Here is an 11,120-nt window from a genome sequence, read left to right as displayed (position 1 = left end):
CATCTGTTCGAGCTTGGCAAGCAGGAGCTTGCAGTCGGCGACCGCGTCGTGCGCGCCGACATGGGCATCGCCGCGCCGTAGGCCCCGCCCGGCCGCATCGAACGGACGGCCCGTTCCGCCCGGCGCCGCTCCTCCTCGCGCCAGTGCTTCAGCTCCCGCGGGTTCAGCGGGAAGGACTGCAGCTGTACGCCGCCGAAGACCTCCTCGCCCGTGACCTGGCCCTCGACGGTCGCGCCCAGCCCCAGCGGCACCGCCACGAACTGGCGCACGGTGCCCTTCCCGGAGTTGATGCCGTCCAGCCACGGCTGACGCGGCAGCACCACGTAGTTCTGCGGATCACGGGACAGCCGGTCGCTCCACGGCCGGCCCGACACCGCGCACACCTTGCCCACCCCGACCTGGAGCGCGGCCGGCTCGGTGGTGCCGGCGAAGCTCAGCCACATCGCCTCGCGCAGGTACACCGGCAGCATCACGCCGCCGCGCGCCCGCCAGGTCTCCGGCACGGTGTCCGGATAATCCGCGACCCGCCGGACGGGGAACTCGCCGAGGCCCGGCGGCAGCGCGTGCGTGCCCGACTCGGGCAGCCGCAGGGTGCGCACGAACCGCACGGTCGCACCGCCCGGCAGCCGCAGTGTGTTCCCGTCGATCCGCACGGTCGTGTCGGCCATCCGCCCGCCCCTCGTCGTCACTCGGATCCTGCTCCCGTCCTCACCTGGAACGCGTGGCGGACGCCCGGCGGTTCCGGCGCAGCCGGGCCGGAACCCGCACGCTCTCGCGCAACCGGGTCAGCCGCGGCATCCGCTCGCGCTGCTCCCGGCTGACCCGGTCCAGTTCCTCGAACAGCCGGCGCGTGCGGTGCTCGGTGTCGAGCTCGTCGAGGATGCGGTTGACCTCCGTCAGCGTCGCGCCGTGCAGCTGCCAGTGCCGGGCGTCGCGCTGCACCTCCTCCAGGAGGAGCTGGGCGAGCTTGTCACGGGAGGTCGCGGCCTGCCGCAGCTCGGTGCTGAGACGTTCCTCCGCCGACTCCGCGCTGTGGCTGACGTCGGTGGTGACCAGCACCGCGAAGCTCACCACCGCGTCGGCGATCTCGGACAGCAGCCGTTCCACGGCGGCGCCCGTCCCCGGCGTGAACAGCGCGTCGGGTTCGCGTTCCTTCGCCAGGTCGGTGAAGGTGCGGGCCAGGACCCGCAGCACCACCGTGCAGATCTCCAGCGTGTCCAGGCCGGTGCGCAGCACGACCCGGTGCAGCAGCCCCTCGCGGACCCGCGGATTGAGCCGCAGGCTGTCCTCCGCCTGCCGCAGGGCCGCGTCCACCTCCACGATCTCGTGGTCGAGCCGGCGTGCCTCGTGCAGCCGGGCCGCCGCCTCCTCGACGCGGATCCGGCCCGCGGCCTGCTCGCCCATGCTCAGCATCAGCTGCCGCAGCCGCCGGGACAGCCCCTCGATCGACGCGCCCGCCTCGTCCACCCACACCGGTGGGGCGAGGACCAGATTGCAGCCGAGGCCGACGACCGCGCCGATCAGGGTCTCCAGGATGCGCGCCCACGCGGTGTCCCCGACGGTGGTGACACCGAGCACCAGCATCGCGCTGATCGCCACCTCGGGCACGTACTCGTCGACGCGCACCAGGTGCCCGACGGCCAGCGACGCCACGATCAGCAGCGCGAGGCTCCACCAGGTCAGTCCCACCAGCATGCTGAAGGCGATGGCGACCAGGACGCCGGCCACCACCGCGTTCACCCGGCGGATGCCGTTGGTGAGGGTGGCGTACAGGGTGACCTGGACGACGAGCAGCGCGGTCAGCGGCGCGGTGAGCGGCGCCGCCTCGGGACTCAGACGCAGGGCGACGACGTAGGCCAGGGACGCCGCGACCGCCGATCGCAGCGTCTGCACGACCACGGGCTCCCTGTGCCGCTTCACCAGCCGCACAGGGGACGCCGTCAACTCACGTACATCTCGCATCCTTGCGCTGACCCCTTCCACAGATGCACCGACGCTACTCATTGAGGACCGTGACTGTCCTCGACGCATCTGGGCCCGTACCCGCCGCTCGGAGGAACATCCGACAGGGGCGGTCGTCGTTCGGGCCGGGTGGAGGGAGGCGGCCTCGTCCGGAGGGCGGACGCCGTCACACGTCGAGGGAGGCGGCTGGTGCCGAGGGGACGTCGTCACACGTCAGCGGGCGTACGTCGACACGTCAGACGAGGAGCTTGTCCAGGAAGGCCGACAGGTTGCCCGTGGTGCGGGCGATCTGCTCGTCCAGGGTGAGGCTCTCCTCGAAGCGGCTCCCGCTGTCCGGGACCTTCCTGCCCCGGAGGTAGAGGGAGCAGGCCAGGTCGGTGCACATGTACAGGCCGACCGAGTTCCCCTCGCGGCCCGCTGCTCCCGCCTTGCGGGCCGTCATCAGGGACACGCCCCCGCCCCGGTGCGTGGTCAGGCACAGCGAGCACAGGCTGCGGTGCAGGAAGCCCCGCGTCGACGGCGGGAAGCGCAACGTGACACCGAGGGGCCGGCCGTCCCGCTCCGCGACGATATAGCTGCGGTCGGGAGCCCCGGGGTCGCGCCAGCCCAGGAAGTCGAGGTCGTCCCAGGGCCGCTCGGCGAGGTCGCGGGGCACGGCGAGTCGCCTGGCCTCTCCCTTCGAGCAGTTGACGAAGGAGTCGCGAACGGCCTGCTCGGTGAGTGCTTTCATGGGGAGGCTCCTGGAGGGGTGGGGGCGATGGACCACCGCACGCCTGAACATGCGTGCTTGGCAATTTCCTAGGGTCACTAGGTTTCAGCCTAGGCTAGACAGACGAACACGGGGGAGCCAGTGGATTTCCAGGAAGTCGGTTCCGTGCGCACGCGTGCCCTGGAGGCGGCGGGGTTCCCGCCCGGGTCCCTGGTGGGCGCGCGCCCGCTGACCGGCGGCACCTACAACACCGTCGAGGAACTCCTGCTCGACGACGGCAGCCGCTACGTGCTCAAGGTGCCGCCTCCCGAGAGCGTCCCGGGTCTGCGCCATGAGCGGAGCCTGCTCGTCTCGGAGGCGGAGTTCTACCGGGCCGCCGACCGGGCCGGCGTCACGGCGCCGAAGGTCGTGGGCAGCGGTGAGCGCCATCTGCTGATGACGTCCTGTCCCGGCGACCCCTGGGGTGACACGCTCACCTGCGCCGAAGAGGCCGGTCTGCGGCGGGAGCTGGGGCGTCAGGTGGCCCGGCTGCACCGGGAGACCGGGCCCGGCCACGGATACCCCTCCGGTGCGCTCGGCCCCCTCGCGGCCGACTGGCCCACCGCGTTCACCGCCATGACCGACGCCGTCCTCGACGACGCCCGCCGCTACCGGGTCCGGCTGCCCCGCCCCGCCGACGAGGTGGCCCGCGTGCTCGGCGCCGCCCGGCACGTCCTGGCCGAGGTCACGGTCCCGCGCCTGGTCCACTTCGATCTGTGGCGGGGCAACATCCTGGTCGACCGCTCGTCCGGGGCGCCGCGCATCGGCGGGCTCATCGACGGCGAGCGCATGTTCTGGGGCGATCCGGTGGCGGACTTCGTGTCGCTCGCGCTGCTGGGCGACATCGAGAAGGACGAGCCGTTCCTGGCCGGCTACCGGGAGGCGGACGGCCCGGCGGCGTTCGGGGGCTCCGCCCGGCTGCGCCTCGCCCTCTACCGCTGCTACCTGTACCTGATCATGCTCACGGAGGCGGTGCCCCGGGAGTTCGGGGAGGACCAGAACCGGTGGGTCCGGGACACGGTGGCCCCCGAACTCCTCGCCGCGCTGGACGAGATAGAGGGGTCCACGGCGACCCCGTGAGGGGCCCTGCGCGCGGTGCGTGACCCCGGCCGACCCGGCATTACTTCGTTCAGGGCGTGAATTAAGGGGGGTCGAAACTCGCGCCCGGTAGCCCGGCAGAGGTATCTTGCAGGTCGGCGGGGTTCGGAGAAGGAGCCACATGGCGGGGCGGAACGGGCGCACGGTACGCGACCTCAGGCGGGCCAACCGCACGGCCGTACTGCAACGGCTCTACTTCGACGGACCCCTCAGCCGTTTCGAACTCGGCCCGGTGACCGGACTCAGCTCCGGCTCCGTCAGCAACGTCGTCGCCGACCTCGTCGCCGACGGACTGGTCGAGGAGGCCGGCAGCGTCGACTCCGACGGCGGCCGCCCCCGCACCCTGCTGCGCGCGGCGCCCGACAGCGGTTACATGATCGGCGTCGACGTCGGCGAGACCCGCGTACGGATCGAGCTGTTCGACCTGGCGCTGACCGAACTCGCCCGCGTGCAGCACCCCCTGGCCCGGCAGGAGTACGAGGTCGAGGGCATCGTCGGCCACATCCGCGACGGCATCGCCGAGGTCCTCACCGCCGCCCGGATCGCGCCCGAGCGGCTGCTCGGCGTCGGCATCGGCGTGCCCGGCATCGTCGAACACACCCCGGAGCGCGGCGCGGTCGTGCACGGGCAGACCATCGGCTGGGACGCCGTCCCGCTGGAGGAGCTGCTGCGTGCCGGGTCCCAACTCCCGGACACCGTGCCCTACTTCATCGACAACGGCGCCAAGACCCTTGGTCAGGCCGAGATGTGGTTCGGCGGCGGCCGCGGCGCCCGCAACGCGATCGTCGTCCTGTTCGGCTCCGGCGTCGGCGCCTGTCTGGTGACCCCCGAGGTGGAGCACGGCCGGGCCGTCGAGTGGGGCCACCTGACGGTCCGCGTCCGGGGGCGCCGCTGCCGCTGCGGAGCCCTCGGCTGCCTGGAGGCGTACGCGGGCGCCGAGTCCCTGCTGGAGCGCTGGCGCGAGGAGGGCGGGCGCCCCGCGGAGGGCACCGACGAGGAGACCGCGCTGACCGACATGCTGGCCGCCGCCTACCCGCCGCAGGGCACCGCGGCCGACCCGGTGGCGCTCGCCGTCCTGGAGGAGACCGCCGAGTACCTGGGCGCCGGCCTGTCCGACCTGATCAACCTCTTCCAGCCCGAGCGCATCCTCATCGGCGGCTGGGCCGGCCTCCAGCTCGGCGCGCGGTTCCTGCCCGCCGTACGCTGGCACGCGGTGTCGTACGCCCTGCGCCACCCGGCCGAGAAGGTCACCGTCGAACTGGGCCGCCTCGGGCCCGACGCGGTCACCGTCGGCGCCGCGATCCTGCCGCTCGCCGACTTCTTCGCCCGCGGCGGCAGGCGCGCCGAACCCGAGCCGCAGGGGCCCCCTCCGGCCTGGCGCACCGCCCTCCAGGAGCGCGCCCCGCACTGAGGTTTCGCTGGTCACCGCGGGGTACTCGCCACTCCCGAGCCCAGGCGAAGGGAGTAGGCCGTGGCCGACCACCGCCACGAAGGACCAGGTGAGAACGGCACACCCATCCCGCGTGACCTGCCGGACCAGCAGGCGCACACGGGGGAGGACCCGTGGGAGGTCGTCCCCTCGCGCGAGCGCGGCGCCACCGACGACACCGACGGCGGGGACGAACAGGGCGCGGCCGGCGGACCCGGTGAGCCGGGCGACGCGCGGGCCGCCGACGGGCCGGACACCGACGAGGCCGGCACGGGCCGGCAGGGCGAACCGCGGTCGGCGTCCCCGCACCCCGAGCACCCCGTGCCGGACGAGTCCACGGCCTGACCGCGAACGCGAGCGGGAGCCAGCATGGGAATGTCCGACCGGGTCCGCTCCTGGCCCGTCTACCGCCAGCTCACCGGCGCCGACCGCTCGGGCCGGGGCAGCGCCGCGAAGTCGGCCCGCACCGAGCGGCTGCGTCCGCGCACCGAGACCGCCGACCGGGTCGTGCAGTCGGTCTGCCCGTACTGAGCCGTCGGCTGCGCCCAGCAGGTCTACGTCAAGGACGAGAAGGTCGTCCAGATCGAGGGGGACCCCGACTCCCCGATCAGCCGCGGCCGGCTGTGCCCCAAGGGCTCCGCCACCCTCCAGCTCACCACCGGGCCCGCGCGCCGCCACGAGGTCCTCCACCGGCGCCCGCACGGCACCGACTGGGAGCCCCTCGAGCTGGACACCGCGATGGACATGGTCGCCGAGACGTGGCGGGAGGGCCGGGCCGGCACCCTGCTGCGGACCGCGCGCGTGCTGACCGTCGCGGGCGCGGCGGGCGCCGTCCTGCTCGGGGAGCACCGCGCCGCCGCCGTCACCTCCGGGCTGGCCCTCCTCGCCGGCTCGGCCTGCACCCGCTTCGGCGTCTTCGCAGCCGGCGTCGCCTCGGCCCGCGACCCGGAATACACGGTGCTCCCCCAACGCGAACACCTGGAGCGGCGACGGGCGGAGGAGCAGGCCGGACGGGAGGACTGAGCGCCGCGTCGGCGGGGACGCCTGCGGAACCGATGGCGGAGTCGCGATCGTGTGCCGTCGGCCGGCGGGCTGTCCCGCGGACGGGCTGAGCACCGGGTCCGCCGGCGCCTGCGGCTGCCGCGCACCGGGGCCCTCGGCGGGTGCCGTCGGCCGCCGGGCGGGGTTCGACGTCGAGGCCGGGAGAGCTGCGCTCCGGGTCGTCGGCGCGCCTGTGAAGGCCGGGCGCCGGAGCTCCGGCCGGGTGCCGTCAGCCGCCGGGCGGTGGGGTGTCCAGGCCGGAGCGCCGAGTGCCGGGTCGGCGGCGCGGCTGCGGTGGGGGAGCCGCGGTCGTGCGCCGGCGGGCGGGTCCCGGCCGGTGCGGTGAGGGCCGTGGCGCCGTCGGCCCGCGCACCGGCGCCCGGCCGTAAGCCGGCGGGCGGCGGGGCGGCCCGCGTCCGAGGCCAGGGGGTGGGCGGCCGTGGTGCCCGCCGGGCTCCCGCAGGGCCCCGCCGGTGCTGTCGTCAGCCGACCTTGCGGCCCCGCATCGGCTCGGTGTCCGCGCCCTCCCCGTGTTGCATGCCCTGGAGGAACTCCGTCAGGACCTCCGTCGCCGTGTACCGCGGGCGCCAGCCCAGCTCGGTTCGCGCGCGGGTGAAGTCCATCAGCGGCAGCCTGAGGACCGCGTCGAACAGGTGGGGCGAGGCGGGCAGCAGACGCAGCCCCCACGCGGCGGCGATCGCCGACCGGGCCGCCGTACGCGGCAGCCGCACCGGGCGGACGCCGAGCAGCTCGCCCAGCAGGTCCGCGTCGACCGGCGGATCGGCCGCCAGGTTGAACGCTCCGCGGACGTCCGTGCGCAGCGCCAGCCGGTACGCCTCGGCCGCGTCGTCGGTGTGCAGCGCCTGCACCCGCAGCCCCGGGATGTCCGGGAGGAAGGGCAGCAGCTCGGGGCGCGCCAGCGGGCCCGGCAGGAAGCGGCCGCCGAAGATGCGCCGCTGCTCGCTCGCCGAGGCCCGCTTGAACAGGAACGCGGGCCGCATCCGCACCACACGGACGCCGGGGTGCTCGTGCTCGAAGGCGTCCAGGGCCCGCTCCAGGTAGGCCTTCTCCCGGCAGTACGCGGCGTCCGGCCAGCCGTGCGTCGGCCACGACTCGTCCACCGCGTGGTCCTTGGGCCCCGGCGAGTACGCGCCCACCGACGAGGCGTGCACCAGCGTCGGCACACCGGCCGCCGCCACCGCCTCGAACACCCGGATGGAACCCAGCACGTTGGTGCGCCAGGTCGTCGCCGGGTCGTGCGTCGGCTGGAACGCCCAGGCCAGATGGATCACCGCGGAGGCGCCGGTGAACTCCTTGACCAGGTCGGTCTGCGCGGAGGCGAGGTCGACCGCGGACCAGTCCGTCTTCCGGGGCGACCAGTCCGGCAGCCGGCGCGCGAGCCCCCGCACGGACCCGACGTCGGGGTCCTCGGAGAGCAGGCGCACCACGCTGGTCCCTACGTTGCCGGTGGCGCCCGTGACGACGATGGTGCTGCCCGTTGCGCTGTTCACCTTCGGCTCCTCTCGGCCGCGAGTCCCAGGCCCTGCCCGGCCTCTTCCCCCGGGCGGGCAGGACGAGAGCGGGACCCGACCTGTCGGGGGCGTCCGGGTACCCGGACGCCCCCGATGCACGCGCCGGTGACCGCCGGGGCCGCGCCGCGCCGAGGAGGGGCGGGCCGGTGTCAGGCCCGGCCGGCGAAGGCGTCGACGCCGGTCCGCTCGGCGGACAGTTCCCACAGGCGGGCCGCCTGCCCGGGGTCGGTCGCCCAGTCCTTGACGCCGGTGCGCTCGCCGTCGGCCGGGGCCGGCTCGGCGATGTCGCAGTCCTCCAGATAGACACCGCCGCGTTCGGCCAACTGGGGTGAGGTCGCGGCCCAGACCTGGGTGGCGGCGCCCTGCTGCGGGGTCTTCAGGCCTTCCTGCGGGATCGGGTTGCCGTCCTCGTCGATCCAGCCGGCCGCCACCATCTCCTCCCGGGGCAGATGGCGCTGCAGCGGGGTGAGGATGCCGCCGGGGTGCAGTGCGAAGGCCCGTACGCCGTGGTCGCGGCCGAGCCGGTCGAGGTGGACGGCGAACAGGACGTTGGCCGTCTTCGCCTGTCCGTAGGCCGCCCACTTGTCGTAGCCCTCGCGCCAGTCGACGTCGTCCCAGCGGATGCCGGAGAAGTGGTGGCCGCGCGAGGACACGGAGACCACGCGGGCGCCGCCCGGCTCGATGGCCGGCCACAGCCGGTTGACGAGCGCGAAGTGGCCGAGGTGGTTCGTCGCGAACTGGGCCTCCCAGCCGGGCCCGACACGGGTCTGGGGGCAGGCCATGATCCCGGCGTTGTCGATGACGACGTCGAGGGTGCGGCCCGAGGCGAGGAACCGCTCGGCGAAGCCGCGGACGCTGTCCAGGTCCGCGAGGTCCAGTTCGTCCACCTCGACCCCGTCGACGCCCGTCAGGGCCTCCCGGGCGGTTGCGGGCCGGCGGGCCGGGACGACGACCCGGGCGCCCGCCGAGGTGAGCGCCCGGGTGGTCTCCAGGCCGATGCCCGAGTAGCCGCCGGTCACCAGCGCGAGCCGTCCGCTCAGGTCGATGCCGGCGAGGACCTCGTCGGCGGTGCTGCGGGCGCCGAAGCCCGATCCGATCTTGTGCTGTGCAGTGCTCATGTCCAGGACGCTACGGATTGGAGTGCGCTCGAAGTCAAACGACGCCGTGGCGGGGGCGGGCAAAAGGAAAGCCCCGACCGGACGGGGGAATCACGGTCGGGGCGGCACGGGTGTGGGCGCGGACGGCGGTCGCCTCTCGGCGAGTCGCTCCACAGGGCTTCAGCCGGACGATCGTCCCTGTGGGCAGAAGGTGAGGCCCGGGGACACTGTCCCGTCCACACCCACGCCCGGTTCAACGGCCGGCCACCCCGGGGAGTTCCGCGCTCTGTGACGGTATGGGGTGATCCGTGTCACTGCCACCGGGGGGCCGGGTCCGGAGCCGGCGGCACCGTCACCGCGGCTGGGGTTCGGGGACCGCCTCGGACCAGAGGTTCTCCGCCTGGAGCAGGAGCGTGCCGAGCACCACCGCGCGCGAGGCGTCCTGCCTGGCGTGCTCGCGCAGGCCCTCCTGCAGGCGTCGGTGCGTCTCCCGCGCGGTGTCCTCGGCCCGGCCGTCGGGACGGCCCTCGGCGGGGCCTCCGAGCAGGCGGCGGCCCTCCGCCTGGCACGCGTCCCCGATCAGCTCCAGCAGCCCCGCGTACGCGCGCAGCTGGGCCCGGCCGGGCGGGGCCGGACTGCGCCCCTGGTCGGCGGTCACGGCCAGCGTCCTGGTCAGCGCCCTGATGTGGCCGGTGACCCGGCTCCACCGCTCGTCCTCCTCCTCGGACGGGGCGGACAGCGGCGCCCGGGCGAGGGCGCGCAGCGGTTTCGAGGTCAGACGCAGGCCCTCCCTGCTCCAGCGGCGCGCCGAGCGCAGCGCGTCCAGACGGTCCTCCAGCCGCGCGGAGGCGTGCGACCAGTCGGCGGCCCTCTGCGCGTCCCAGTCGTCGTCGCGCAGCCCGGCGGCGAGGGTGTGCAGGAGGTCCCCCGACTCCCGGGCGAGCCCCGCCAGGTTCTCCCGTACGTCCCGCAGGTGGACCGGCGGCAGCACCAGCGCGTTGACCGCGATCCCGATCACGGCGCCGAGCGCGGCCAGCCCGACCCGGTGTCCCACCGCGGAGGAGCCGACCGTGCCCGAGGCGAGGGTGAACACGGCGGTGGTGGCCATGTAGATGCCCTGGTCGCCGAAGTGGCGCCAGTTGGCGAGGAGCATCAGCACCGGTACCGACAGGGCCAGGGCACCCAGTGTCTCTCCGGTGAGCGCCTGGGCCCCCGACGCCAGCAGGGTCCCGGCGCAGATCGCCGTGACCTGCTGCGCGGCCTGCCGCAGCGAGCTGTACACGGTGGCCTGCACCAGGACCAGGGCCGCCCAGGGGGCCATGAGGGCCATCGGGTCGCCGAGCAAGTCGCTCGCCACGAACCAGGCCAGCAGCGCGGCGCCCGCCGCCTTCAGCGACTGGACGACCAGGTCGCGTTCCCGGCCCGGGCCCCGCCCGACGGCCAGGGCGGCCCGGCCCACGGTCTGTGCCTCCCGGCGTACGGCATCCGTCACACGAGTCATCCGCTGTGGGTATCCCGCTCCGGCCGGTGTCTCACCTCCGGCCGGCGTCTCAGCCGAAGGGGCTGTCCGCGAGGGAGTTCAGCAGGTCGGCGGGATCGTCGTAGATCACCTGGGCGCCCGCCCCGGTCAGGTCGGCCCGGGGGATGCCGCCGCTCAGCAGCCCCACGCAGCGCACCCCGGCCCGGGTGCCTGCCTGCATGTCCCACACCGTGTCGCCGACGAACACGGCCCGCTCGGCGGGCACCCCCGCGAGTTCCAGGGCGTGTTCGACCGGCTCGGGCGCGGGTTTGCCCGCGTCGACGTCGTCGGCGCTGGCGGTGGCGCGGATCGCGTCGTCGGCGTCGATCGCCTCCAGCAGCGCACCCAGTTCGGCGCCGCCCGCCGAGGTGGCGAGCACCACCGTCCAGCCCTTGCCGTCGAGCTGCCGCAGCAGCCGCCCGGCGTCGCGCAGCGCCGGCAGCCGGCCGAAGTACTGCCCGTACAACGCCTTGTGCGCGGCGCTGAGCTCCGCGTCCTGGTCCTTGTCGCGGTCCTCGCCGAGCAGATGGGCGACGAGGTCGCCGGAGCCGAGTCCCACGGCCCGGTGGATGGCGTGCGTGGGCACCCGGTGGCCCGCCTGCCGGAAAGCCTCCCACCAGGTCACCACGTGGAGGTGGTTGGTGTCGACGAGGGTTCCGTCGACGTCGAACACGGCCGCCCGTTCCATACGCTG

Annotated in this window: 10 protein-coding genes and 2 pseudogenes; 5 read left to right on the top strand and 7 right to left on the bottom strand. The window is 74.5% G+C overall.

Annotated features, from left to right (window positions below):
* The 3 genes and pseudogenes from ABZT03_RS35780 to ABZT03_RS35770 all read right to left on the bottom strand — a co-directional run.
* Positions 1-668: pseudogene (locus ABZT03_RS35780) on the bottom strand (hypothetical protein); the annotation flags it as partial.
* A 40-nt stretch (positions 669-708) separates the two neighbouring features.
* Positions 709-1,962 (bottom strand): aromatic acid exporter family protein, encoded by a 1,254-nt coding sequence (locus tag ABZT03_RS35775; protein ID WP_356047180.1) that lies wholly within the window; start codon positions 1,960-1,962, stop codon positions 709-711.
* Between the two features lie 235 nt (positions 1,963-2,197).
* Positions 2,198-2,692: an FBP domain-containing protein gene (locus tag ABZT03_RS35770; RefSeq protein WP_356047178.1), complete on the bottom strand. Its 495-nt coding sequence runs from the start codon at positions 2,690-2,692 to the stop codon at positions 2,198-2,200.
* A gap of 144 nt (positions 2,693-2,836) precedes the next feature.
* Here ABZT03_RS35770 and ABZT03_RS35765 point away from each other — a divergent pair, with 144 nt between their 5' ends.
* From ABZT03_RS35765 to ABZT03_RS35745, 5 genes and pseudogenes are all read left to right on the top strand, one after another.
* Positions 2,837-3,790, top strand: a complete 954-nt coding sequence (locus tag ABZT03_RS35765; protein WP_356047176.1) for an aminoglycoside phosphotransferase family protein — start codon at positions 2,837-2,839, stop codon at positions 3,788-3,790.
* A gap of 139 nt (positions 3,791-3,929) precedes the next feature.
* On the top strand, positions 3,930-5,219 hold the full coding sequence (locus ABZT03_RS35760) for an ROK family transcriptional regulator (RefSeq protein WP_356047174.1): 1,290 nt from the start codon (positions 3,930-3,932) through the stop codon (positions 5,217-5,219).
* Positions 5,220-5,279: 60 nt separating this feature from the next.
* Positions 5,280-5,582 (top strand): hypothetical protein, encoded by a 303-nt coding sequence (locus ABZT03_RS35755; protein ID WP_356047172.1) that lies wholly within the window; start codon positions 5,280-5,282, stop codon positions 5,580-5,582.
* A 24-nt stretch (positions 5,583-5,606) separates the two neighbouring features.
* Positions 5,607-5,993 (top strand): annotated as a pseudogene (locus ABZT03_RS35750) (formate dehydrogenase); the annotation flags it as partial.
* Positions 5,976-6,260 (top strand): hypothetical protein, encoded by a 285-nt coding sequence (locus tag ABZT03_RS35745; protein WP_356047182.1) that lies wholly within the window; start codon positions 5,976-5,978, stop codon positions 6,258-6,260. The pseudogene ABZT03_RS35750 and the gene ABZT03_RS35745, both read left to right, overlap by 18 nt.
* 500 nt (positions 6,261-6,760) lie before the next feature.
* Here ABZT03_RS35745 and ABZT03_RS35740 read toward each other — a convergent pair whose 3' ends face one another.
* The 4 genes from ABZT03_RS35740 to ABZT03_RS35725 form a co-directional block, all read right to left on the bottom strand.
* Entirely contained in the window at positions 6,761-7,789 is a 1,029-nt protein-coding gene (locus ABZT03_RS35740; RefSeq protein ID WP_356047170.1) for an SDR family oxidoreductase, read from the bottom strand.
* Positions 7,790-7,959: 170 nt separating this feature from the next.
* Complete coding sequence (locus ABZT03_RS35735) at positions 7,960-8,928, bottom strand: SDR family NAD(P)-dependent oxidoreductase (RefSeq protein WP_356047168.1); 969 nt, start codon at positions 8,926-8,928, stop codon at positions 7,960-7,962.
* A gap of 331 nt (positions 8,929-9,259) precedes the next feature.
* Positions 9,260-10,408 carry an aromatic acid exporter family protein gene (locus tag ABZT03_RS35730; protein ID WP_356047166.1) on the bottom strand — a complete coding sequence of 383 codons (1,149 nt, stop codon included), beginning with the start codon at positions 10,406-10,408 and terminating at the stop codon, positions 9,260-9,262.
* 49 nt (positions 10,409-10,457) lie between these two features.
* On the bottom strand, positions 10,458-11,114 hold the full coding sequence (locus tag ABZT03_RS35725; protein WP_356047164.1) for an HAD family hydrolase: 657 nt from the start codon (positions 11,112-11,114) through the stop codon (positions 10,458-10,460).
* Positions 11,115-11,120 lie beyond the last annotated feature (6 nt).

Source organism: Streptomyces sp. NPDC005574, assembly GCF_040605435.1.
Classification (GTDB): Bacteria; Actinomycetota; Actinomycetes; order Streptomycetales; family Streptomycetaceae; genus Streptomyces.
Note: the sequence above shows the minus strand (reverse complement) of the source record. Positions and strands in the feature narration are given on the sequence as shown.

Coding starts and splice junctions, on each gene's coding strand:
- ABZT03_RS35775 (WP_356047180.1), bottom strand. CDS start 1,962: ATGCGAGATGTACGTGAGTTGACGGCGTCCCCTGTGCGGCTGGTGAAG.
- ABZT03_RS35770 (WP_356047178.1), bottom strand. CDS start 2,692: ATGAAAGCACTCACCGAGCAGGCCGTTCGCGACTCCTTCGTCAACTGC.
- ABZT03_RS35760 (WP_356047174.1), top strand. CDS start 3,930: ATGGCGGGGCGGAACGGGCGCACGGTACGCGACCTCAGGCGGGCCAAC.
- ABZT03_RS35745 (WP_356047182.1), top strand. CDS start 5,976: ATGGACATGGTCGCCGAGACGTGGCGGGAGGGCCGGGCCGGCACCCTG.
- ABZT03_RS35735 (WP_356047168.1), bottom strand. CDS start 8,928: ATGAGCACTGCACAGCACAAGATCGGATCGGGCTTCGGCGCCCGCAGC.
- ABZT03_RS35730 (WP_356047166.1), bottom strand. CDS start 10,408: ATGACTCGTGTGACGGATGCCGTACGCCGGGAGGCACAGACCGTGGGC.
- ABZT03_RS35725 (WP_356047164.1), bottom strand. CDS start 11,114: ATGGAACGGGCGGCCGTGTTCGACGTCGACGGAACCCTCGTCGACACC.